This is a genomic window from Isoptericola sp. Y581 (assembly GCF_059445475.1).
This window is the reverse complement of sequence record NZ_JCAIUK010000004.1, coordinates 73,483-96,603: the sequence shown is the minus strand read 5'-3', so window position 1 is coordinate 96,603 and position 23,121 is coordinate 73,483. Positions and strand designations below refer to the sequence as shown.

Sequence of the window (23,121 nt, the reverse complement as noted above, 5' to 3'; positions counted from 1 at the left end):
CTCGCCGATTACCGTGCCACGACGCGGGGGCGCCGTCGGGCGTCCGATCAGCAGGGCGGGTCGTCGCCTGGCATCGTGATGGTGTGCTGCTCGACGCCAGGACGCTGCGCGGGGTCGCCGACGGGACGGTCACGCACACCTACCGCCGCTGGACGGTGGTGCGGGTGCGCCCCGGGTCGGTGATGCGCACGCGCATCGGGGTGGTCGAGGTGACGTCCGTGGACCCGGTCGAGGCCGGGGCGATCGACGACGCCGACGCCCGCGCGGCGGGATTCCGCTCGGCGGACGCGGCGCGCGCCTGGGTCGAGCGCCGCGGGGAGGGCGAGCTGTACCGCGTCGGCCTGCGGCTGGCCGGTCCCGACCCCAGGGTCGCGCTCCGCGAGGACGCCGACCTGGACGACGAGGCCGTCGACGCCATCCGGACACGGCTCGCGCGCATGGACCGGGCGGCGTCGGAGCCCTGGACACGGACCTACCTGGAGCTGATCGCCGCGCAGCCCGCCGTCGTCGCGCGCACCCTCGGCGAGGGCCTGGGGATGGAGCGCGACGCCTTCAAGATCCGGGTGCGGCGGCTCAAGGAGCTCGGGCTCACCGAGAGCCTCGACGTCGGCTACCGCCTCTCCCCGCGCGGGCGGGCCTACCTGGCGGCGACCGCCGTGGAGCGCCCGGCCGCCCGCTGACGACGCGTCACGCCTCGAACCGGTACCCGGCGCCCGGATGGGTGAGGAGGTGGCGCGGGCTCCCTGGGTCGTCCTCGAGCTTGCGCCGCAGCTGCGCCGTGTAGACCCGCAGGTAGTTCGTCTCGGTGTCGTAGCCGGGGCCCCACACGTCCTGCAGGAGCTGCTTGCGCCCGACCATGCGCCCGCGGTGGCGCACCAGCACCTCGAGCAGCGCCCATTCGGTGGGTGTCAGGCGCACCTCGGCGCCGTCGCGCTCGACGGTCCGCCGAGCCAGGTCGATGCGCAGCCGTCCGGCGGTGACCACCGGGTCCGAGGAGGCCTCGGCGGGCCGCGCGCGCCGGACGGCCGCCCGCAGCCGCGCCAGCAGCTCGTTCATGGCGAACGGTTTGGTCACGTAGTCGTCGGCGCCGGCGTCCAGCGCGTCCACCTTGTCCTCGCCGAGCTGGCGCGCGGAGAGCACCACGATGGGCACCCTGCTCCACCCCCGGATCCCGGCGATGACGTCGAGGCCGGACACGTCGGGCAGACCGAGGTCCAGCACGATCACGTCCGGGTGCGCGGACGAGGCGGAGTCCAGTGCGGACGTGCCCGTCCCCGCGACCGTCACCTCCCAGCCGTGTGCGCGCAGGTTGATCGCCAGCGCCCGCGCCAGGCCGGCGTCGTCGTCGACCACCAGCACCCGGTTGCCCGGCCCTTCGGGCCCGGTCGTCACGACGCCCCGCCCGGCCCGTCGGTCACCGTGGCGGTCGCCCGCGGCACCGTCAGGACCATCGTGAGCCCGCCGCCGGGGGTGTCTTCCGCGGCGACGGACGCCCCGACGGCCCGGGCAAGGCCGTCGGCGACCGCGAGGCCGAGCCCGAGGCCCGTGCCAGTGTCGCCGAGGCGCTGGAAGGGCTGGAACATGGTCTCCTTCCGGTCGTCGGTGACGCCGGGCCCGGCGTCGGTCACCCGGACCTCGACGACGTCCGGGGCCGCGGACGCCGAGACACGCACGGGCGCACCGCGCGGCGAGTGTCGCACGGCGTTGGACACGAGGTTCGCCACGACGCGCTCCAGGAGCCCCGGGTCGGTGCGGACCAGCGGCAGGTCCTCGTGGACGTCGAGCCGAAGTGTGCCCAGCCACGGCTCCACCGCGAGCGGCACCACCTCCTCGAGCGACGCGGCGCGCAGCAGCGGGCGGACCGAGCCGGTCTGGAGCCGGGACAGGTCGAGCAGGTTGTCGATCAGCCGCTCGAGCCTTCCCGTCGACTCCCGGATCGTGGCCGTGAGCGCGTCCGTGTCCTCGGGGTCGAGCTCGACGTCGGTGGCCGCGAGCCCGTCCGCCGCGGTGCGGATCGCGGCCAGCGGCGTCCGCAGGTCGTGGGACACGGCGGCGAGCAGCGCCGTGCGGGTGGCCTCGGCGTGCTCGAGCTCGCGGGCGGCGGCCGCCTGCTCGCGCAGCCGGTGGTGCTCCAGCACGATCGCCGCCTGGCTGCCGAACGCCTCGACCACCTGCTGGTCGCTCGCGGGCAGCGCCCGACCGACGAGGACGAGGCGGCGGGTGTGGTCGATGCGTACCTCGCTCGAGCCGTCCGTGCCCGCCGTTCGGCCGGCGTGCGCGACGGTCTGCCAGGGCGCGCGGTCGTCCTGCCGTGCCTCTAGGCGCACCTCGTCGAGGCCGAAGGTCAGGGCGAGGCGCTGCACGATCGCTTGCGCCGTGTCCTCCCCGGCGAGCACCGACCGGGAGAGCGCGGCGAGGGTCGAGGCCTCGGCCCGGGACCGGTACGCCTGGACCGTCCGCCGCGCGGCGAGGTCCACGACGGACGCCACGGCGGCCGCGACCAGCACGAAGACGACCAGGGCCAGGAGGTTCTCGGGGTCGGCGACGGTGAGCATCCCGGTGGGCGCCGTGAAGAACCAGTTGAGGCAGACGAACGACACCACGGCGGCGACGACGGCGGGCCACAGCCCACCCACCAGGGCGACCGCGACCACCCCGGCGAGGAACAGGACGATCTCGGTCGGCAGCGACGCGGCGCGCGGTCCGAAGGCGAGGAACAGCCCCGTGAGCAGGCCGGGGACGGCGAGGGCCGCGGCCCACCCCCAGACGCGCCGGGTGCGGGACAGGGACGCCGTCCGCGACGGGAGCCGGGCGCCGCTGCGGGCGCGGTCGTGAGCGACCAGGTGCACGTCGATGCTGTCCGAGAGGCGAGCGATCTCGGTGCTGGACGACCCGAGCACGGCCTGCCGCCAGCGCGAGTGCCGGGACACGCCCACCACGATCATGGTCGCGTTCACGCCGCGGGCGAAGTCCACCACGGCGGACGGCACGTCCTCGCCCAGCACCGTGTGGAACGTGCCGTCGAGCGACTCGACCAGCGCGCGCTGGGCGGCGATCGCGGCGGGCGGGGCCGACGGCAGGCCGTCGGTCGGCAGCACGTGCACCGCCAGCAGCTCGGCCCCGGCGGCGCGCTGCGCGATCCGGGCCCCGCGCCGCAGCAGCGTCTCGCTCTCCTCCCCGCCCGTGACGGCCACGACGATCCGCTCCCGCGCGGGCCAGGTGCTCGCGATGTCGTGGTCGCTGCGGTACCGGGTCAGGGCGTCGTCGACCCGGTCGGCGAGCCACAGCAACGCCAGCTCACGCAGGGCCGTGAGGTTGCCCTCGCGGAAGAACTGGCGCAGCGATGCGTCGATCTGCTCCGGCCGGTAGACGTTGCCGTGCGCGAGCCGGCGGCGCAGCTGGTGGGGCGACAGGTCGACGAGCTGGATCTGGTCGGCGTCGCGCACCACCTGGTCGGGCACGGTCTCGTGCTGCCGCACCCCGGTGATCGCCTCGACGTCGTCCGTGAGGGACGCGAGGTGCTGCACGTTGACCGTCGTGACGACGTCGATCCCGGCGTCGAGCAGGTCGCGGACGTCCTGCCATCGCTTGGGGTGGGGCGAGCCGGGGGCATTGGTGTGTGCCAGCTCGTCGACGAGCACCACATCGGGCGCACGGCGCACGACCGCGTCGACGTCGAGCTCGGTGAGGGTGGTGCCGCGGTGGGTGACCCGGCGCCGCGGCACCGCCTCGAGCCCGCGCAGCTTGGCGGCCGTCGCCGCGCGGCCGTGCGTCTCGACCAGGCCCACGACGACGTCGGTCCCGCGCGCGCCGCGGCGCTCCGCCTCGTCGAGCATGGCAAACGTCTTGCCGACGCCGGGCGCGGCGCCGAGGTACACGGTGAGGCGGCCCCGACGAGCGGGAGTGGTCATGCGGGCATTCTCCGCCACCGGCCCGTCACCGGTCCGCGAGGGCCTGGTTCAGGCCGAGCACATCAACCCGCGGGTCGCCGAGCACGCCGAGCGCGCGGCCGCGGGTGTACTCGGCCACCAGGTCGCGGACCTCGTCCGGTCCGAGCCCCCGCGCCCGCGCCACCCGGTCCACCTGGATCGCGGCGTACTCCGGGCTGATGTGCGGGTCGAGGCCGGAGCCGGACGCCGTGACCGCGTCGGGCGGCACGTCGTCCTCGGCGACGCCCTCGGTGCTCGCGACCCGGGCGCGTCGTTCCTCGATCGCGGCGACGAGCTCGGGGCTCTCCGGGCCGAGGTTGGACCCCGCCGAGGCGAGGGTGTCGTAGCCGTCGCCCGCCGCCGAGGGACGCGGGTGGAACCACTCGTCGCCCTCGAACGGCTGCCCGACGAGGGCGGAGCCGGCGGCCTCGGAGCGGTCGCGGGTCGGGCTGCCGTCGGCCGTCACGAGCGAGCCGTCGGCGCGCCAGCCGAACAGGGCCTGGCCGACGCCGGTCACGGCGAGCGGGTAGGCGAGGCCGAGCAGGACGGTGAAGGCGAGCAGCATGCGCGCCCCGGCGAGCGTCTGCCGGGCGAGGGTGCCGCTCGTCGTGCGGGGCGCGCGGCCGGGACGGGACTTCGTGGCGGTCATGAGGTCCATGGGGTTCCTCCAGGGTGCCGGCGTCACAGGCCGGGGATCAGGGAGACGACGAGGTCGATGAGCTTGATGCCGGCGAACGGCGCCACCAGGCCGCCGACGCCGAAGACCCAGAGGTTGCGGCGCAGCAGGGCCGACGCCGACGACGGGCGGTAGCGCACCCCGCGCAGGGCCAGCGGCACGAGCACGAGGATGATGAGGGCGTTGAAGGCGACCGCCGAGAGGATCGCCGACCGGGGCGAGCTCAGGTGCATCACGTTGAGCACCGCGAGCTGCGGGAACAGCCCGGAGAACATCGCCGGCAGGATCGCGAAGTACTTCGCGATGTCGTTCGCCACCGAGAACGTCGTCAGCGCGCCGCGCGTGATGAGCAGCTGCTTGCCGATTTCCACGATCTCGATCAGCTTGGTGGGGTCGGAGTCGAGGTCGACCATGTTGCCGGCCTCCTTCGCGGCCGACGTGCCTGACGCCATCGCCACCCCGACGTCGGACTGCGCGAGCGCGGGGGCGTCGTTGGTGCCGTCGCCGGCCATCGCGACGAGCCGCCCACCCTCCTGCTCCCGGCGGATCAGCGCCAGCTTGTCCTCCGGCGTCGCCTCGGCGAGCACGTCGTCCACGCCCGCCTCGTCGGCGATGGCCTGCGCCGTGACGGCGTTGTCGCCCGTGACCATCACGGTGCGGATCCCCATCGCGCGCAGCTCGTCGAAGCGCTCGCGCATGCCCTCCTTGACGACGTCCTTGAGGTGCACGACGCCGAGCACTCGCGCGGGCGCGTCACCGGCCTGCTCGGCCACGACGAGCGGCGTGCCGCCCGCGCGCGCGACGGCGTCGACGTGCGCGGCGAGCTCGGCCGCCTCGCCGTCCGGCACCCGGGCGCCGGTGCTGCCCACCCAGCGGCGCACCGCCGACGCGGCCCCCTTGCGGAGGCGGCGGGCGGCGTGGCCCCCGCCGGGCAGGTCGACCCCGGGCAGGTCGACCCCGGACATGCGGGTCTGGGCGCTGAACGCGACCAGCTGCGCGCCGGCCGGGAGCGCCGCGCCGCCGGTCGTGCGGGCGACGGCGTCGACGAGGTCGACGATGCTGCGGCCCTCGGGCGTCTCGTCCGCGAGGGAGGCGAGCCGCGCGGCGGCGGCGAGGTCGGCCTCGGGCGTCCCACCGACCGGCAGGAGGGCCGCCGCCCGCCGGTTGCCGTAGGTGATGGTGCCGGTCTTGTCGAGGAGCAGCACGTCGACGTCGCCGGCGGCCTCGACCGCGCGACCCGACATGGCGAGCACGTTGCGCTGCACCAGCCGGTCCATGCCGGCGATGCCGATCGCGGAGAGCAGGGCGCCGATCGTCGTCGGGATGAGGCACACCAGCAGCGCGACGAGGACGAGCACGTCCTGGCGCGAGCCGCTGTAGACCGCGAACGGCTGCAGCGTGGCCACCGCGAGGACGAACACCGCGGTGAGCGAGGTGAGCAGCAGGTTGAGCGCCACCTCGTTCGGGGTGCGCTGCCGCTCGCTGCCCTCCACGAGGGCGATCATGCGGTCCACGAAGCTCTGCCCGGGGGGCGTGCTGATCCGCACGGCGATGCGGTCGGAGAGCACCACGGTGCCGCCCGTCACGGCGCACCGGTCGCCGCCGGACTCGCGGATCACCGGCGCCGACTCGCCTGTGATGGCGGACTCGTCGACCGAGGCGACGCCGTCGACCACGTCGCCGTCGCCCGGGATCGTCTCGCCCGCGACGACCACGACGGTGTCGCCCACCCGGAGCTCGCCCGACGGGACCTCTGCGGTGGGCAGGTCCCAGTGCCCGGTCCCGGCCGCGAGGGTGTTGTCCTGCGGGGCGAGCACCTTGCGGGCCGTCGTCCGGCGCTGGGTGGCTCGCAGCGACGAGGCCTGGGCGCGGCCGCGGGCCTCGGCGATCGACTCGGCCAGCGCGGCGAACAGCACCGTGGCCCAGAGCCACAGGGTGACGCACCAGGCGAACACGCTCGGGGCCGCGACGGCGAGCACCGTGGTCGCGGCTGCGCCGACCTCGACCACGAGCAGGACGGGGGTGTGCCGCAGCGCGCGCGGGTCCATCCCGCGCAGTGCGCCCGGCAGCGCGGCGCGGACCTGGGTCGGGGTGAGCGAGCGCCCGGGCCCCCTGCGCGGGGGACGGGAGCGGCCGGCGCCGTCGGGGGTGACGGCCGCCGGGCTGAGGGTGGTGTGGGTCATGACAGGGACTCCGCGACAGGGCCGAGGGACAGGACGGGGATGAAGGTGAGGCCGACGACGACGAGCGCGACCGTCGCGACCAGGCCCACGAAGAGGGGCTGGTGCGTGGGCAGCGTGCCGGCGGACGCCGGCACGCCGCGCTGCGAGGCCAGACGACCCGCGAGTGCGAGGACGAGGGCGATCGGCACGAACCGGCCGGCGAGCATCGCCAGCCCGAGCATCGTGTTGTAGAAGGGCGTGCCGGACGTGAGGCCGCCGAAGGCGGACCCGTTGTTGTTCCCGGCCGACGCGAACGCGTAGAGGACCTCGGACAGGCCGTGCGGCCCGGGCTCCTGGATGCCGGCGAGGCCCGGCTCGACAGACACGGCGACCGCCGTGCCGACCAACACGATCGCCGGGGTGGCCAGCACGTACAGGGCGACCAGCGTCATCTCGCCGCGGCCGATCTTCTTGCCGAGGTACTCGGGGGTGCGGCCCACCATGAGCCCGGCGACGAAGACGGCCAGGATCGCGAGGACCAGCATCCCGTACAGCCCGGAGCCCGCGCCGCCGGGTGCGACCTCGCCGAGCAGCATGTCGAAGAGCACCACGCCCCCGCCGGGGGCGGTGAACGAGTCGTGCATCGCGTTGACGGCGCCCGTCGAGGTGCCGGTGGTCGCGACCGCGAACAGGGCGCTCGCGGCGAGCCCGAACCGGGTCTCCTTGCCCTCCGTGGCAGCGCCCGCGGCCTGCGGTGCCGACCCCGGGCCGGCGAGCTCCGCCCAGGTAGTGAGGGCGACGGCGACGAGCAGGAGGCCCACCATCGCGCCGAGGATCGCCCAACCCTGGCGCCGGTCGCCCACGAGGAGCCCGAAGGTGCGGGGGAGGGCCGTGGGAATCAGGAGGATGAGGAAGATCTCCAGCAGGTTGGTCCATGGGTTGGGGTTCTCCAGCGGGTGGGCCGAGTTGGCGTTGAAGAACCCGCCGCCGTTGGTGCCGAGCTCCTTGATGGCCTCCTGCGAGGCGACCGGGCCGCCGAGCAGGTGATGCGTGCCGCCGTCGAGCGTCGTGACCGCCGTGTGCGGGTCGAGGTTCTGGATCACGCCGCTCGCTACCAGTACCAGCGCCGCGACGCACGAGATCGGCAGCAGGATCCGCACGACAGAGCGGGTGAGGTCGGCCCAGAAGTTGCCGATCCGGGCGTCGGTCCCGGACCGGACGAAGCCGCGCACCAGCGCGATCGCCACGGAGATGCCGACGGCCGCCGAGACGAAGTTCTGCACGGCGAGGCCGGCCATCTGCAGCAGGTGACCCGCGGCCGCCTCGCCGGAGTACCACTGCCAGTTCGTGTTGGTGGTGAAGCTGACGGCGGTGTTCCACGCGCCGGCGGGGTCGAGTCCGGTGAGGCCGAGGTTCCAGGGCAGGTGCTGCTGCAGTCGCCCCAGGGCGTACAGGGCCAGGACCGAGGCGAGGGAGAAGCCGAGCACGGACAGCAGGTAGGAACGCCAGTGCTGCGGCGCGTCGGGGTCGACGCGCACGGCGCGGTACCAGCCGCGCTCGAGCCGCGAGTGCCGCGGCGAGGAGTAGACGCGCGCCATGTACGCGCCGAGGGGCGTGTGCGCGGCGGCGAGCATCGCCAGGAGCAGCAGCAGCTGCCCGCCGGCGGCGAGGATCGTGGTGGTGGTCGGGCTCATCGGGTCGCCTCAGCGCTCCCGTCCGTCGCGCAGCAGCGCGACGAGGAGGTAGACGAGGGCGGCCAGCATGAGGCCGAGGAAGGTGGCGTCGACGGGCGTCATGCCGGCATCCGCCGGGTGACGAGGGCAACCGCGGCGAAGAACGCCACGGTGAGCAGGACGTAGAGAAGATCGCTCATAAGGCCCGGTCTAGTCGCGGCCGAGGCCCCCGACGGCGTCCTTGACGGAGCCTTGACGCCCCGGCCGCGAACGTTGACGGCCCGCTGACGACGGTGGTCGTCAGCGGCCGTCGACGAGCAGAAGCGGACCGGGGTCAGGCGGCGGGGCGGGCGCCTTCCACGGTCGTGCGCAGCGCGGCGATGTCGGTGCCGGCGTCACGCAGCGCGGCCTCGAGCACGCGGCCGCCGGGGCATTCGGCGCGCAGGATGCCGAGCAGCAGGTGGCCGCCGTCGATGCCCTTGTCCGCCAGGCGGATCGACTCGCGCAGGGAGAGCTCGAGGGCCTTCTTGGCGTCGGCGGCGAACGGGACGTGCTTGCCGCGGCGTGCCCGGTGCGTGCCGGCCCGCTCGAGCGCGCCGGCCCCGAAGACCTGGTCGGTGCGACGCCGCACCTCGTCGAGGTCGACGCCGACCGCGGCGAGGGCGTCGGCGTCGAGCGTCTCGCCCGCGGTGACGTCGCGCCGGGCACGCGCGGCGACGTCGGCGGGGTCGAGGCCCGCGGCGCGGAGCGCCGCCGACGCCTGCCCGGTGGACTCGGCGAGCGCCACCAGCAGGTGGCGGGTGTCGACCCTGGGGGAGCGTCGCTCCTGGGCGACGACGACGGCGTCGGTCACCGCCGCCCTCGCGTCCTTCGTGAACCTCTCGAACATCAGATCCTCCTGCCGTGCTTCTTGTGGACCGCCTGCTTGCTGACGCCGAGCGCGTCCGCGACGTCCTGCCACGACCAGCCGAGGTCCCGAGCCCGCTCCACCTGGAGCGTCTCGAGCCGGTCGGCGAGGTCGCGCAGCGCGCGGACGGCGCGCAGGCCTTCTGCGGGGTCGTCGCCGGCGGCGGACCCGGCGAGCGTCTTCTCGGTCATGCGTCAACCATGGTTGACGGACACCCGCGCGTCAACCCCTGTTGACGCAGCGAGTTGTCAGGACCAGGCGCAGGTATTCATGCGTGTGGCCCTGACAACTCCGCTGGCCCGAGGGGTGTCAGGGCCACGTGCAGGTATCCATGCGTGTGGCCCTGACAACTCGGCGGCTGTGGGATCGGTCACGGGTCTCGGGAATCCTGGGCGGGCGTCCCCGCCCGCATGCCGGGCGGACTACCCTGTTCGGGGATGTCTTGATGTCGAGACATCGTTCGTGCCGGCCCTTGCCGACCCAGGGGCACCACCGATGGAAGGACGCAGCAGGGTGGACCTGTTCGAATACCAGGCTCGTGACATCTTCGAGAAGCACGGCGTGCCCGTGCTCGGCGGCGTCGTCGCGACGACGCCCGAAGAGGCTCGCGCAGGTGCAGAGAAGCTCGGCGGCGGGACCGTCGTCGTCAAGGCCCAGGTGAAGGTCGGTGGCCGCGGCAAGGCCGGCGGCGTCAAGCTGGCCCACTCGCCGGCCGAGGCCGAGGAGAAGGCCACCGAGATCCTCGGGATGGACATCAAGGGCCACACCGTCCACCGCGTGATGGTGGCGCAGGGCGCCAAGATCGCCGAGGAGTTCTACTTCTCCGTGCTCCTGGACCGCTCCAACCGCAACTACCTCGCCATGTGCTCCGTCGAGGGCGGCGTGGAGATCGAGCAGCTCGCCGTCGAGCGGCCCGAGGCTCTCGCCCGCGTGGCCGTCGACCCGATTGTCGGCATCGACGAGGCCAAGGCCGCCGAGATCGTGGAGACCGCCGGCTTCGCCGACGACCTCAAGGCACCCGTCGCCGACGTCATCCGCAAGCTCTGGACCGTGTTCACGGCCGAGGACGCCACGCTCGTCGAGGTCAACCCGCTGGTCCGCACCGAGGACGGCGCGATCGTCGCCCTCGACGGCAAGGTCACCCTCGACGACAACGCTTCCGAGGTGCGCCACCCGGACCACGAGGCGCTCGAGGACAAGGCCGCGGCCGACCCGCTCGAGGCGAAGGCCAAGGAGAACGGCCTCAACTACGTCAAGCTCGACGGCGAGGTCGGCATCATCGGCAACGGCGCGGGCCTCGTGATGAGCACGCTCGACGTCGTCGCGTACGCCGGCGAGGAGCACGGCGGCGTCAAGCCCGCCAACTTCCTCGACATCGGCGGCGGCGCGAACGCCACGGTCATGGCCAACGGCCTGGACGTCATCCTCAACGACCCGCAGGTCAAGTCCGTGTTCGTCAACGTCTTCGGCGGCATCACCGCCTGCGACGAGGTCGCCAAGGGCATCGTCGGCGCGCTGGAGATCCTCGGCGACGAGGCCACCAAGCCGCTCGTCGTGCGCCTCGACGGCAACAACGTGGACCTCGGCCGCGCGATCCTGCGCGAGGCGAACCACCCGCTCGTGACCCTCGCCGAGACCATGGACGGCGGCGCCGACAAGGCCGCCGAGCTGGCCAACGCCTGACCCGCCTCCGGACCGCAGAGAGCAGAGACTAGAAGAGCCATGTCGATCTACCTCAACAAGGACTCGAAGATCATCGTCCAGGGCATCACCGGCGGGATGGGTGCCAAGCACACCGCCCTGATGCTCGACTCCGGCGCGCAGATCGTGGGCGGCGTCAACGCCCGCAAGGCCGGCACCACCGTGACCCACAAGGACCACGAGGGCAACGACGTCACCCTGCCGGTGTTCGGCACCGTCAAGGAGGCCATGGCGGAGACGGGCGCGGACGTGTCCGTGCTCTTCGTGCCGCCGGCCTTCACCAAGGACGCCGCCCTCGAGGCCGTCGACGCCGAGATGCCGCTCATCGTCGTCATCACCGAGGGTGTGCCGGTGCAGGACTCGGCCGAGGTCTGGGCCTACCTGCAGGGCAAGAAGACTCGGATGATCGGCCCGAACTGCCCGGGCGTCATCACGCCTGGCGAGTCGCTCGCCGGCATCACCCCGCACACCATCACCGGCAAGGGCCCGATCGGGCTCGTGTCGAAGTCGGGCACCCTGACCTACCAGATGATGTACGAGCTGAAGGACCTCGGGTTCTCCACCGCCATCGGCATCGGCGGCGACCCGGTCATCGGCACCACGCACATCGACGCGCTCGAGGCCTTCGAGAACGACCCGGAGACCAAGGCGATCGTCATGATCGGCGAGATCGGCGGCGACGCCGAGGAGCGCGCCGCGGCCTACATCGCCGAGCACGTCACGAAGCCGGTCGTCGGTTACGTCGCCGGCTTCACCGCCCCCGAGGGCAAGACGATGGGCCACGCCGGCGCCATCGTCTCCGGCTCGGCCGGCACCGCGCAGGCCAAGAAGGAGGCCCTCGAGGCCGTGGGCGTCAAGGTCGGCAAGACGCCGTCCGAGACCGCCGAGCTCATGCGCGAGATCCTGCAGTCGCTCTGACCATCCGCCGGTCGAGCTTGTCGAGACCCCTCGCCGGTTGAGCCTGGCGACACCCTCGCCGGTTGAGCCTGTCGAAACCACGCCCTGGTTTCGACAGGCTCAACCGGCGTCGTCGTGTCTGCACCCGTCCTCCGCTCGCCCGGGTGACGATGGGCGCGTGAGCGCACCGCCCGGAACCCGACCCACCCGCACCGTCGAGGAGAAGCCCGCCCGGAGCCTCGGCCGTGGGAGCGAGCGCTTCGCGGCCGCGACGTCCGGGGCCTGGGCGACGGTCCAGGCGGCGGTGCTGTCCGGCGCGGTGGTGGTGCTGCTCGCGGTGGTGGGTGTGCTCGGCGGGTCGCCGGAATCCGCCTGGACCGGCGCGGTGGGCGTCGCCACGGGGCTGTGGCTGCTGGGCCACGGGGTGCCGATGGCCGCCGGGGCGGGCGTGATCACGCTCGTGCCGCTCGGGATCGGGGCCCTCGCCGTCTTCACGACCTACGTGTCGGTCAAGCGCTCGGCGCTGCCCACGCTCGCCGCCTGGACCGGCGCGGCGGTGACGTACGCGGTGGTGACGGGCGCGCTGGCGGCGGCCACCTCCGGCGTCGCGGGCGGCACCGACCTCGCGGCGGCCGGGCCGCGGATCGGGCTGGCGGCGCTCGGCGGCCTGGTGGTGGGCGGCACGGGCGCCGCGCTGGGCATCCTCGTCCCGCCGGACCGGCCGGCCGTCGTCGCTTTGGGCGGGCGGCTCGACCGGTTCGTGCCCGACGTCGTGCGGCTCGGCCTGCAGTCCGGCGTCCTCGCGCTCACGGCGCTGGTCGGCGTCGGCGGGGCGCTCACGCTCGTGTGGATCGTGGCCGGGCGGGCGACGTCGGAGGACGTGGTCACCGGCCTCGCCCCGGGCTGGATCGGCGGCGTGGTGCTCGCGGTCGCGCAGCTCGCGCTGCTGCCCAACCTCGTGCTGTGGGCCACCGCCTGGCTCGCCGGTCCCGGCTTCGCCGTCGGGCAGGGCACAGCGTTCGCGCCCGCCGGCACCACGGCGGGCCCGCTGCCGGCGGTGCCGCTGCTGGGCGCGCTGCCCGGCCCGGACTGGGCGGGGGCCGCCGCGACCGTGTGGGCGCCGCTCGTGGTCGTGGCGTGCGGGGCGCTCGCGGGCTGGTCCGCCTGGCGCCGGCTGGACCCCGACCGCGTGCGGTGGCCCGACCTCGCCCAGGTGCTCCTCGGCGTGGTGCTCGCGACCGGCCTGCTGGCCGTCCTGTTCCAGTGGTGGGCCGGGGGCGCGGTCGGTGCAGGGCGCCTGGCGCAGGTGGGCGCGGCCCCACTGCTGACCGGCGCGGTGGTCGCCGTCGAGGTCGGCGTGGGCGCCGCGGTCGCGCTCGGATGGGCGCACCTGGGACTCGGGGCGAGGACGCGCCGCCGGTAGGGTGGCGTGGTGCAGACCCCGTCCGGCCATCCCGTCGCGTCCACGTCCACGGAGTCGTCGGCGCAGGCCCGTCTCGTCGTCCTGGCGTCCGGCGGCGGCTCCAACCTCGCCGCCCTCCTCACGACGCACGGCGACCCCGGCTACGGCGCGCGCGTCGTCGGCGTCGTCTCGGACAGGCCGGCGGCCGGGGCGCTCGACCTGGCGCGCGACGCCGGCGTGGCGTCCGTCGTCGTCGCCCCGAAGGACTTCCAGGACCGGGCGGCGTGGAACGTCGGCGTGGCCGAGGCCGTGGCCGTCTTCCGGCCGGACTTCGTGGTGCTGGCCGGATTCATGCGCATCCTCGCGGAGTCGTTCGTGGGTCGCTTCGAGGGTCGGATCGTCAACACGCACCCGGCCCTGCTGCCCTCGTTCCCGGGCGCGCACGGCGTGCGGGACGCGCTCGCGTACGGGGTCAAGGTGGCCGGCTGCACGGTGCACGTGGTCGACACCGGCGTGGACACCGGGCCGATCCTCGCGCAGGTGACGGTGCCCGTGCTCGACGGCGACGACGAGGCCGCGCTGCACGAGCGGATCAAGGTCGCCGAGCGCGCCCTGCTGGTCGAGACCGTCGGTCGCGTCGCGCGCGAGGGGCTGCGGGTCGAGGGGCGCCGCGCCGTCTTCGGCTGACGCGAGCCCTGACGCTTGCCTGACGCTTGCCCTGCCGCGACCCGGGGCCCGTCGGGTCCCGAGGGGCGGACGCCGGGGAATACCCCGGTCCGGCCGGGCGCTGGCCTCGCTGTGACCGTCGTGGAGCTGGCCCGTGCCGACAGGGCTGACGGGGCTGACCCTGCCGACCCTGCCGATCGGGACCGCACCCGCCTGCCGGTCGTGCGGACGGCCGGCCCGGGGCCGGTGTGGGAGCTGTCCCTGATGCGCCGCGTGCCGCTCGAGCCGGGCCAGGAGCTCGTCGACCTCCCGGGTGCCCGGTGGGTGATGGTGCTCGCGGGGGCGGTCGTGATCGAGACCGCCCGCGGCGTCGCGGCGCTCGCGGCCGACGGCGCGGCGCTCGTCGACGCGTCCACGGCGCACCGGGTGGTCGCGACAGAGGTCTCCGACGTGGTCGTGGCCGACCTGCGCGTCGTGGCCCCGGACCGCCCGCTGCCCGGCCTGCTGGTGGTGTCGGGCTTCGGGGCGCGGCACTCCGGGGTCGCCGCCCTGGTGCGCACGTGCCAGCTCGGCGGGGAGTGCCGGCGTGCGCCGTCGCTCTTCACGGCCGGCTACGGCGCGCTGGTCGGGTCGGCGATGACGGAGTCGTGGCTGGACGGGCAGCCGGAGCAGGGGCGCGCGGATCCCGTCGTCGACGCCGTCGTCACCGCGCTGACCGACCGGCCGGGGGAGGCATGGACGGTGGATCGCATGGGCCGCGTCGTGCACCTGTCCCGCTCGGCGCTCGGCGAGCGCTTCCGGCGCTCCCTCGGGCGCAGCCCCGTGGAGGTGCTGCGGGACGTGCGCATGGGCGAGGCGCGGCGGCTGCTGCGCGACCCGGCGCGGGCCGTGGAGCACGTGGCCCTCACGGTGGGCTACGGGTCCGCCGCGGCGTTCAGCCGGGCGTTCTCCGCACACCACGGCCTCGCGCCGCAGGCCTGGCGGGCGGCCGCCTCAGGAGCGGGGCAGGCGCAGGGTCGCGAAGCCCAGGCCGGCGACGACGGCGGCCCCGGCCCCGACCAGGATCGCGGCCGTCACGCCGCGGGCGTCCAGCAGCGCGCCTCCTGACGCCGAGCCCACGGCGATCGCCACCTGGAACGCGGTCACCTGGAGGGCGAGGGCCGACTCGGTGCGCTGCGGCTCAACCCGCGTCACCCAGAGCTGGGTCGCGACCGGCACCATGCTGAATGCGAGCCCCCAGCCGACGAGGGCGACGGTGAGCGTCCAGACCGTCGTCGCGCTCGCGAGCAGGAGCAGGCTCGCGGCAAAGAGCACCGGCGCCCCGGCGACCAGCAGGCGCAGGTGACGGGCGAGCCGGCCCGCCGCGAGGTTGCCGACGAGGCCGCCCACGCCCCAGGCGAGCAGCAGCAGCGGGGTGTGCGCCGCGTCCACCTCGGCGATCGCCAGGCGGATGTAGGGGTAGGTGGTGAAGTTGCCGAACGCGACCAGCGCGATGCAGGCCACGCCCGCGACGAGGCGCCGGTTGGCGAGCGCGCGGCGCAGCATGGTCAGGCCGGCCGTAGGGTCCGGCGGCACGGGAGGCATGGTGCGCGCGACGGCGACCGCGCTCACCGCGGTGAGGACGGCGGCGGCGAGGAAGACGCCGCGCCAGCCGATCCGGTCGCCGGCCAGCGAGGCGACGGGGATGGCGACGATCGTGGCGACGGTGACTCCCATCGCGATCGAGGTCGAGACGGTGGGCGCGCGGCCGGGCACGGCGCGGATGCCTACCGGGAAGGCGAAGGCCCAGTAGCCGGCGAGCGCGACGCCCAGCAGCACCCGGCCGGCGAGCAAGAGGACGAAGCCCGGGGCGAGCGCCACCCCGAGGTTCGCCACGATCGCCAGGACGAGCAGCCCGATCAGCACCGTGCGCCGGTCGGTGCGGGGGAGCAGCACCGCGATGCTCGGCGCGGTCAGCGCGCCGGCGACGGCGGTCGCCGCGATGGCCAGGCCGGCGGTGCCCTCGCTCACGCCGACGTCCGCCGCGAGGGCGGGCAGCACCGCGGCAGGCAGGAACTCGCTCGACACGAGGGCTGCGATGCCGGTGGCGAGCGCGACGATCGGCGCCCACGACGTGCGGGCGGTAGGGACCGAGGGGGTCGGCGGGGCCGACGGGGCCGATGGGAGCGAAGTGGGGGGAGCGTTCTCGGGCATGGCACCAGCCTCGGGCCGCGCCCGCCGCGGCGGTTGATCGGATGTCGCGCGCGGTTGATCGAACGACCGCCGTCGCCGGTCGCGACGAGCGGTGGGGCCCGGTGCGTCAGTCGGTGGGGGCCGCGTCGTCGTCGCCGTCCGGGGCGTCGCGGGGGCCCACAACGCTGAGCACCTGGTAGGGCTCGCGCGGGACGCCGGGCTGGTCGCGAGCCGTCGCGAAACTGCGGTCGGTCCAGCGGGTGAGCAGCTCCGCGAGCTCGGTCACCATCTCGCCGGCCTCCTCCTGGGTGAGCAGCCACGTGCTCAGCATGAACGTGCGGCCCGAGTCCTCGGCGCTGTCCTGGTTCTCGCGCTCGAAGAGTTCGGTGACCCACGCAAGCGTCGGGCGCAGGATGAGGTCGGTCGCGTCGCCCGCCGCGGGCTTCACGTTGTAGCTCTTGGCGACGTTCGTCCAGACGCGGTCCCGCTTGTCGCGCGCGTGCTCGGGGGCCTCGACGATCATCCCGGCCTTGGCGAGCACCCTCAGGTGGAAGCTCACGGAGTTCGCCGGCTGGCCGATGGCCTCGGCGAGGTCGGCGGCACGGGCGTGGCCGAGCACCGCGAGCTGCATGAGGATGCGCTGCCGCACCGGATGAGCAATCGCTCGCAGGCCTTGCGGGTCCTGGACCTCCAACGTCTCTCGCACCCGACCGAGGGTAGCAAGGTCGCCCACCATCCATTGCTCAATATCTATCGCGCAACATCTATCGCGCAATAGATATTGCGCAACAAGCGTTGCGGGTCTAGCGTTCCCCTCATGACCACCGAACGCATCGCCGAGGCGCCGCCCGCTGTCGACATCCCCCTGCGCCGTAACCGGCCGTACATGCTGCTCATGTCCGGCCTGACGACCCAGTCGCTCGGGGGAGGGGTCGCGCGGTTCGCCGTCCCGCTCCTCGCGCTGGAGCTGACCGGCTCGCCGGCCGCGGCGGGCCTCGTGGCCGCCGTCGGGCAGTCCGGCGCCCTGCTGGCGGCGCTCCCGGCGGGCGTCGTGGCGGACCGCACCGACCGGCGCCGGCTCGTCCTCGGCGCGGCGGGCACGGCGGCGGTGCTGTGGGGCACGGTGGTCGTCGCGGGCGCCCTCGGCGGCCTGACCGCCTGGCACCTCGCCGCCGTCCTCTTCGGCGCAGCGGTGGTGACCGCGTTCCTCGACCCCGCGATCAGCGGGGCCTTCCGCGCCGTCGTCCCGCAGGCGCAGCTGCCGACCGCGTATGCCGCCGCACAGGGGAGGGATGCCGTCGCGGGGATGGTCGCCGGTCCGTTGGGCGGCGTCCTGTATAGCCTCGCGCACGTCGTGCCGATGGTCGGCGCGGTCGTGGGGGAGCTGGCGACCGCCGTCTGCGCTTTCTTCGTGCGGGAGCCGCTGAACGGCGACGTCGCCGATCAACGCGCCGTCCGGCCGCTGGTGGCCCTGCGGCAGGGGCTGCGGTTCGTCTGGTCGGTGCCGCTCTTCCGGGCGTCCCTCGGGCTGTTCGTCGTGGTGAACGTCGCGCTGAGCGGGATGATGATCGGCATCAACCTCGAGCTCGCCGGCAACGGCACCCCGCCGGTGCTCATCGGCGTCCTCGACATGGCGGCCGCCGGCTCGATGCTGCTCGGTGCGGTTGTCGCGCCCCCGCTCGTCGCACGGCTGCGGCTCGGCGTCGTGACCGTGCTCGCGCTCGGGCTGCTCGTCGTCGCCTTCGCCGCCATGGCGCTTGTGCAGACCTACCTGGGGTACGTGGTCCTCACGGCCGTGGGCGTCCTGCTGGTCCCGGCGGTGAACTCAGCGATGGCGGGGTACAACGCGGCCATCACGCCGGGTGAGATGCAGGGCCGGCTCGCCTCCGTGCTCGGGCTGAGCGGCGTGGCGGCGATGCCGGTCGCCCCCCTGGTCGGCGGCACGCTGCTCGGTGCCGGCGGCATCGGCGTCGTGCTGTGGGTGTTGGTCGGCCTCCTCGCCGTCACCGTCGCCGGGCTGTGCTGCGTGCGGCCGCTGTGGCGGGTCGGCACCCCCGACGCCTGGGCCGCCGACGCGCTCTCGATGCCGGCGGCGTGACCCGGAGCATGGCTCGGCAGGGCTCGGGCAGGTGCTTCGTCAGGAGGCCGGCGGGCCCGAGTAGGCCACGAAGGTGTCCTTCCCTGCCGGGCCGACGTTGGTGACGTAGGCGCGGACCTGATACTCCTCGGGCAGGTCGACGCGGTCGGGAAGTCGTCCCACGACTTCCCGCACCTCCGTGCGATAGGCGGCCAGCTCGTCGTCGGACGGTTCGTGGTCCGGGCCGAGCTCGAGGAGGGCGTCGTCCGGGCGGATCTCCAGGGACACGAGGTCCTCCCGCAGCGGCTCGACGGCGGTCAGGACGGCGCGGACGAGCTGCGGCTCCTGGCGGGTCAGGTCGTACGGCAGGCTGATCTGGTGGCGGGAGAGCCGGTCCGGACGCACCTCGAACTCGGTGACCGCCGGTGGCACGGTGTCCGGCAGCTGGGCCAGGAACTCCGCGGCCTCCTGCGCTGTCTCGACGGCGTCGGCGCCCTCGGGGTAGCGGAGCTCGACGGTTCTTTCGCTGACCACACGTGTGCTGGGTGTGGCGGCCGGCAGGTCCAGGCCGGCCGCGTACAGGAGGGCGTCGAACGATGCGTCGTCCGGCCAGTCGACGAGGGGCTCCAGCGTGCCGGTGCCGAGCGTGGCGGACATCGAGGTGTACACGGCGTCCCTGGCGAACGTGCCCACGTGGGCGACCTGCTCGGCCGTGACGTCGTCGTCGAGGGTGACGTGCAGGTGCGGGAACCACGGGACGTCCCCGCGGGCAGACGCCTGGGCGACGCCCGGCAGGGCCTCGACCTCGCCCAGGTGGCGCTGCAGGGTCTGTTCGGGGGAGGTGTACCAGCGGTACCCGACAACGGCGGCAACGACCACGACCGCGACCCCGGCGACGACGGCGATGGCCACGGTGGCCGGGCGGAATCCTGCGTTCTCCCTGGTCATCGTGGCCATGCTAGCCGTCGGCTCAGACCGCGGACCAGCCGCCGTCCGAGGCGAGGATCGCGCCGTTGAGGTTCACCGCGTCCCGCGAGAGCAGGAACGTGATCGAGGCGGCCAGGTGCTCGGCCAGGGCGACGCCGGGGAGGTTGCCCATGTACCGGCCCAGGCGCGGTGCGCCGAACTCGGCCTGGCCGGGCTGGATGCCGGTGGCGACGCCGCCCGGCGCGACCGCGTTCACGGTGACCCCCGTGCCCGAGTACATCACCGCGGACGACTTGGTCAGCCCGATGACCGCGTGCTTGGACGCCGTGTAGGCGGCGCCGGCCGCCGAGCCGCGCAGGCCTGCTTCCGAGGCGATGTTGACGATGCGCCCGTCCTTCGCCTCGAGCATCCCGGGGACGACGGCGCGCATGAGGCGCATGGTCCCGTCGACGTTGACGCGCATCACGCGCTCCCACGTGGCGTCGGTCATCTCGTGCACCGCGCTCATGTCGTCCATGATCCCGGCGACGTTCGCCAGGGCGTCGACGCGGTCGCCCGCGGCGCGCAGGATCTCGGCGACCGACTCCGCCGACGTGATGTCGCCCGCGACGGCGACGACCTCGGCGTCCGGCAGGGAGGCGGCGAGCTCGTCGAGCTTCTCCTTCGCCAGGTCGACTGCGACGACGCGCCCGCCCTCACGGGCGACGCGGGAGGCGACGGCGCGGCCGATGCCCGACGCCGCGCCCGTGACGATGACGGTCTGGCCGGCGAAGCGGCCCGGCGTGATCTGCTCGGTCCACGGCGCGGGGCCGGCTGCGGAGGGGGTGTCGTCGTCGGAGCCCTCGGGGACCTCGGCGCGATACGCGGCGACGAGGCCGTCCACCAGCTCGGCGGGTACCTTGCCGTTCGACAGCGTTACGAGCTGCTCGAGCGGGAGTGCCCGGGCCGGCGCCAGCGACTCGGCGGACGCCCCGGCCTGCTCGAGGAGGGTGGCGAGGATGCGGCCGCCGACGGGGTGGTCGAGCCATTCGCCGACGGTCGAGGATGCGGACAGGGCCATAGTGCTCTCCTTGCTGGGTGGTCCCTCGCGGGCTAAACCGGACAACACTGTCCGGTTGTTAGCATATTCCGATGTCCCCCTACCGCCGCAACCCCGGACCGTCGGCCGGCCCGCGCAACCGCGCGGCCCTGCTCGCGGCGGCCCACGAGGTCTTCGCCGAGGCCGGGACCACGGCGCCACTCAGCGCGATCGCCCGGCGCGCCGGCGTGGGCCAGGGCAGCCTCTACCGGCACTTCCCGGACCGGGTCACGCTCGTGGCCGCGGTCGTGGAGGCGAACGTCGCGGAGCTCGAGGACGCGGCGGCCGAACCGGGGACCGAGCTGCCCGCGCTGCTCGGCCTCGTCACCCGGCACGCGGTCGAGTCCGTGGGGGTCGTGGACCTGCTCGTCGAGGAGCGCCCCGGGCGCATGCTGGAGCTGCGCGGGCGCGTCGAGGCGGTCCTCGCAGCGCACCTCGGCGCGGCGCGCGTGGCGGGCCAGGTTCCGGCGACCACGACCGCTGCAGACCTCATGCTCGGGGTCGAGCTCGTCGCGGGGGTCATCACCCGCCGCCCCGCCGCCGAGCGTCCGGCCGTCGCCGCACGCGCGTGGCGGCTCCTCGGCTTCGAGGCCTGACCAGGACGACTCAGTACCTCTCGACGAGGTGCTCGCGACCGGCCGGCGGTTCGTAGGACTCCGGCCAGAAGTCGATGATCGAGGAGACCCGGCCGTCGTCGTCGAACCCGAAGAAGGACACCCCCGTCTCGACGTGCTCGCCGATCCGGACCTCGACCCAGGAGACGGCGCCGTCGTCGTCGGCCACGACCCGCTGGACCGTCACGTGCCAGTCGCCCGGATACTCGCTGTTGAACCGCACCCAGTTCTCGCGGCCGTGCACGCGCTCGCGGGTCTGCGGCATGTCGCAGACGAAGTCCGTGGCGAAGAAGTCCGTGTACGCGCTCCAGTCGCGGTCCTCGGCGGCACGCCAGAGTCGGGTCAAGGTGTCGTGTCGGGGATGCATGTCCGACACCCTATGGCCCGGTGCCGACAGCCGTCGTCGCAGGCCGTCACGGTCGCAGGCAACGTGTCCCACGACCGGGCGGACGATAGAGTGCTCTCGGCTGTGACTGGCGAGGGTGGGGCACCACCGGGGAGCAGCCACCCCAGATCGACCCGCGATGTGCGCCGCCCGCCTGGGTGCCAGGGTCTTCGAGAGACCGACTCTTCGAGGAGACCTCATGTCAGGCGCACCCACCGCCCCCGACGTCCAGCTCGCCGACGACGCGCAGCGCCCCGTCCGCCGTGCCCTGCTGAGCGTCTATGACAAGACCGGCCTGACAGAGCTCGCCACCGCCCTGCACGCGGCGGGCGTCGAGCTCGTGTCCACCGGGTCCACGGCCGCCCGCATCGCCGACGCCGGCGTCCCCGTCACCCGCGTGGAGGAGCTCACCGGCTTCCCTGAGTGCCTCGAGGGCCGCGTGAAGACGCTGCACCCGCGCGTGCACGCCGGCATCCTGGCCGACACCCGCAAGGCCGACCACCTCGCCCAGCTTGCCGACCTCGGCATCGACACGTTCGAGCTGGTCGTCGTGAACCTGTACCCGTTCGCCGCCACGGTGTCGTCCGGCGCCGGGCCGGACGAGGTCGTCGAGCAGATCGACATCGGCGGGCCTTCCATGGTCCGCGCCGCGGCGAAGAACCACCCGAGCGTCGCGATCGTCGTCGACCCGGCGCGGTACGACGACGTCGTCGCCGCGGTGACCGGCGGGGGATTCACCTTCGCCCAGCGCAAGCGCCTGGCGGCGGCGGCGTTCGCGCACACCGCCCAGTACGACGTCGGCGTCGCGTCCTGGTTCGCGAGCGCGTACGCGCCTGACGAGGTCGCACTCGAGTCCCACATGCCCGACGTCGCCGGCGCCGCGTTCGAGCGCACCGCCGTGCTGCGCTACGGCGAGAACCCGCACCAGCGGGCCGCCCTGTACACGCGGACCGACGGCGGCACCGGGCTCGCCCAGGCCGCCCAGCTGCACGGCAAGGCGATGAGCTACAACAACTACGTCGACGCCGACGCCGCCTGGCGGGCCGCGCACGACCACGCGGAGCCGGCCGTCGCCGTCGTCAAGCACGCCAACCCGTGCGGCATCGCCGTCGGTGCGGACATCGCGCAGGCCCACGCCCGCGCGCACGCCACCGACCCGGTGTCGGCCTACGGCGGCGTCGTCGCCGCGAACCGCGTGATCACCCGAGCCGCGGCCGAGCAGATCGCCCCTGTGTTCACCGAGGTGGTCGTGGCCCCCGGCTTCGAGCCGGAGGCGCTGGAGCTCCTGCAGGCCAAGAAGAACGTGCGCCTGCTCGTGGTCGACACCCCGCCGCGCGCCGTCGCCGAGAACCGGCCAATCTCCGGCGGCATGCTCGTGCAGGAGGTCGACAGCTTCCAGGCCGAGGGCGACGACCCCGCGGCGTGGACGCTCGCCGCGGGCGACGCGGCGGACGAGGCCACGCTCGCCGACCTGGCGTTCGCGTGGAAGTCCGTCCGGGCGGCCAAGTCGAACGCCATCCTGCTCGCCGCAGGCGGCGCGGCCGTGGGCATCGGCATGGGCCAGGTGAACCGCGTCGACTCGTGCCGGCTCTCCGTGGAGCGGGCCAACACGCTCGCCGACGGAGAGTCCGGCCCGGTCGAGCGGGCGCGTGGTGCCGTCGCGGCCTCCGACGCCTTCTTCCCCTTCGCCGACGGGCTGCAGGTGCTGCTCGACGCCGGGGTCCGCGCCGTCGTGCAGCCCGGCGGGTCCATCCGCGACGCCGAGGTGATCGAGGCGGCCCAGGCCGCCGGCGTCACGATGTACCTCACCGGCACCCGCCACTTCGCCCACTGACCACCGCGCCGCTGGTTGAGC

21 protein-coding genes and 1 riboswitch are annotated in these 23,121 nt (G+C 74.3%); of the genes, 9 read left to right on the top strand and 12 right to left on the bottom strand.

Annotated features, from left to right (window positions below; genetic code table 11):
• Positions 1-83: 83 nt before the first annotated feature.
• On the top strand, positions 84-680 hold the full coding sequence (locus AC1C2W_RS08960) for a hypothetical protein (protein WP_495388530.1): 597 nt from the start codon (positions 84-86) through the stop codon (positions 678-680).
• Between the two features lie 7 nt (positions 681-687).
• Here AC1C2W_RS08960 and AC1C2W_RS08955 read toward each other — a convergent pair whose 3' ends face one another.
• The 7 genes from AC1C2W_RS08955 to AC1C2W_RS08925 form a co-directional block, all read right to left on the bottom strand.
• Complete coding sequence (locus AC1C2W_RS08955) at positions 688-1,392, bottom strand: response regulator (RefSeq protein ID WP_495388529.1); 705 nt, start codon at positions 1,390-1,392, stop codon at positions 688-690.
• Positions 1,389-3,911: a DUF4118 domain-containing protein gene (locus tag AC1C2W_RS08950; RefSeq protein WP_495388528.1), complete on the bottom strand. Its 2,523-nt coding sequence runs from the start codon at positions 3,909-3,911 to the stop codon at positions 1,389-1,391. The genes AC1C2W_RS08955 and AC1C2W_RS08950 overlap by 4 nt, the downstream gene beginning before the upstream one ends.
• 25 nt (positions 3,912-3,936) lie before the next feature.
• Positions 3,937-4,578 (bottom strand): potassium-transporting ATPase subunit KdpC, encoded by a 642-nt coding sequence (gene kdpC / locus AC1C2W_RS08945; RefSeq protein ID WP_495389121.1) that lies wholly within the window; start codon positions 4,576-4,578, stop codon positions 3,937-3,939.
• A 32-nt stretch (positions 4,579-4,610) separates the two neighbouring features.
• On the bottom strand, positions 4,611-6,788 hold the full coding sequence (gene kdpB, locus AC1C2W_RS08940; RefSeq protein WP_495412916.1) for a potassium-transporting ATPase subunit KdpB: 2,178 nt from the start codon (positions 6,786-6,788) through the stop codon (positions 4,611-4,613).
• Positions 6,785-8,461, bottom strand: coding sequence for a potassium-transporting ATPase subunit KdpA (gene kdpA, locus AC1C2W_RS08935; RefSeq protein WP_495412915.1), 1,677 nt, complete (start codon positions 8,459-8,461; stop codon positions 6,785-6,787). The genes kdpB and kdpA overlap by 4 nt, the downstream gene beginning before the upstream one ends.
• A 313-nt stretch (positions 8,462-8,774) precedes the next feature.
• Positions 8,775-9,329, bottom strand: coding sequence for a Clp protease N-terminal domain-containing protein (locus tag AC1C2W_RS08930; RefSeq protein WP_495388525.1), 555 nt, complete (start codon positions 9,327-9,329; stop codon positions 8,775-8,777).
• Positions 9,329-9,538: an RNA polymerase subunit sigma-70 gene (locus AC1C2W_RS08925; protein WP_495388524.1), complete on the bottom strand. Its 210-nt coding sequence runs from the start codon at positions 9,536-9,538 to the stop codon at positions 9,329-9,331. Before AC1C2W_RS08925 ends, AC1C2W_RS08930 begins: the two co-directional genes overlap by 1 nt.
• 322 nt (positions 9,539-9,860) lie before the next feature.
• Between AC1C2W_RS08925 and sucC the strand changes: the two genes are divergently transcribed.
• From sucC to AC1C2W_RS08900, 5 genes are all read left to right on the top strand, one after another.
• Positions 9,861-11,030 carry an ADP-forming succinate--CoA ligase subunit beta gene (sucC, locus tag AC1C2W_RS08920; protein ID WP_495388523.1) on the top strand — a complete coding sequence of 390 codons (1,170 nt, stop codon included), beginning with the start codon at positions 9,861-9,863 and terminating at the stop codon, positions 11,028-11,030.
• Between the two features lie 39 nt (positions 11,031-11,069).
• Positions 11,070-11,966, top strand: a complete 897-nt coding sequence (sucD, locus tag AC1C2W_RS08915) for a succinate--CoA ligase subunit alpha (RefSeq protein WP_495388522.1) — start codon at positions 11,070-11,072, stop codon at positions 11,964-11,966.
• 157 nt (positions 11,967-12,123) lie between these two features.
• The gene (locus AC1C2W_RS08910; RefSeq protein ID WP_495412914.1) at positions 12,124-13,368 is read left to right on the top strand and encodes a cell division protein PerM; all 1,245 of its coding nucleotides are present in this window, start codon (positions 12,124-12,126) and stop codon (positions 13,366-13,368) included.
• A 9-nt stretch (positions 13,369-13,377) separates the two neighbouring features.
• Entirely contained in the window at positions 13,378-14,034 is a 657-nt protein-coding gene (gene purN, locus AC1C2W_RS08905) for a phosphoribosylglycinamide formyltransferase (protein ID WP_495412913.1), read from the top strand.
• A 111-nt stretch (positions 14,035-14,145) separates the two neighbouring features.
• Positions 14,146-15,120, top strand: coding sequence for a helix-turn-helix transcriptional regulator (locus AC1C2W_RS08900; RefSeq protein WP_495388519.1), 975 nt, complete (start codon positions 14,146-14,148; stop codon positions 15,118-15,120).
• Here AC1C2W_RS08900 and AC1C2W_RS08895 read toward each other — a convergent pair.
• Positions 15,007-16,206 carry an MFS transporter gene (locus AC1C2W_RS08895; protein ID WP_495412912.1) on the bottom strand — a complete coding sequence of 400 codons (1,200 nt, stop codon included), beginning with the start codon at positions 16,204-16,206 and terminating at the stop codon, positions 15,007-15,009. The two genes, AC1C2W_RS08900 and AC1C2W_RS08895, sit on opposite strands and share 114 nt — an antisense overlap.
• A 106-nt stretch (positions 16,207-16,312) precedes the next feature.
• The gene (locus AC1C2W_RS08890) at positions 16,313-16,891 is read right to left on the bottom strand and encodes an ArsR/SmtB family transcription factor (protein ID WP_495412911.1); all 579 of its coding nucleotides are present in this window, start codon (positions 16,889-16,891) and stop codon (positions 16,313-16,315) included.
• Between the two features lie 111 nt (positions 16,892-17,002).
• On the opposite strand from AC1C2W_RS08890, the gene AC1C2W_RS08885 reads away from it, so the two are divergent.
• Positions 17,003-18,283: an MFS transporter gene (locus AC1C2W_RS08885; protein ID WP_495412910.1), complete on the top strand. Its 1,281-nt coding sequence runs from the start codon at positions 17,003-17,005 to the stop codon at positions 18,281-18,283.
• Between the two features lie 39 nt (positions 18,284-18,322).
• On the opposite strand, the gene AC1C2W_RS08880 is transcribed toward AC1C2W_RS08885, so the two are convergent.
• Complete coding sequence (locus tag AC1C2W_RS08880; protein ID WP_495412909.1) at positions 18,323-19,210, bottom strand: hypothetical protein; 888 nt, start codon at positions 19,208-19,210, stop codon at positions 18,323-18,325.
• Between the two features lie 22 nt (positions 19,211-19,232).
• A complete protein-coding gene (locus AC1C2W_RS08875; RefSeq protein ID WP_495412908.1) occupies positions 19,233-20,249 on the bottom strand; it encodes an SDR family NAD(P)-dependent oxidoreductase in 1,017 nt (338 codons plus the stop codon).
• A 71-nt stretch (positions 20,250-20,320) separates the two neighbouring features.
• Here AC1C2W_RS08875 and AC1C2W_RS08870 point away from each other — a divergent pair, with 71 nt between their 5' ends.
• Positions 20,321-20,863 (top strand): TetR family transcriptional regulator, encoded by a 543-nt coding sequence (locus AC1C2W_RS08870; RefSeq protein WP_495412907.1) that lies wholly within the window; start codon positions 20,321-20,323, stop codon positions 20,861-20,863.
• Between the two features lie 10 nt (positions 20,864-20,873).
• Here the strand turns inward: AC1C2W_RS08870 and AC1C2W_RS08865 are convergent, their stop codons facing one another.
• A complete protein-coding gene (locus tag AC1C2W_RS08865) occupies positions 20,874-21,248 on the bottom strand; it encodes a nuclear transport factor 2 family protein (RefSeq protein ID WP_495388512.1) in 375 nt (124 codons plus the stop codon).
• A 92-nt stretch (positions 21,249-21,340) separates the two neighbouring features.
• Positions 21,341-21,433: riboswitch (ZMP/ZTP riboswitch) on the top strand.
• Between the two features lie 32 nt (positions 21,434-21,465).
• Here AC1C2W_RS08865 and purH point away from each other — a divergent pair.
• Complete coding sequence (gene purH, locus AC1C2W_RS08860) at positions 21,466-23,100, top strand: bifunctional phosphoribosylaminoimidazolecarboxamide formyltransferase/IMP cyclohydrolase (RefSeq protein WP_495388511.1); 1,635 nt, start codon at positions 21,466-21,468, stop codon at positions 23,098-23,100.
• Positions 23,101-23,121 lie beyond the last annotated feature (21 nt).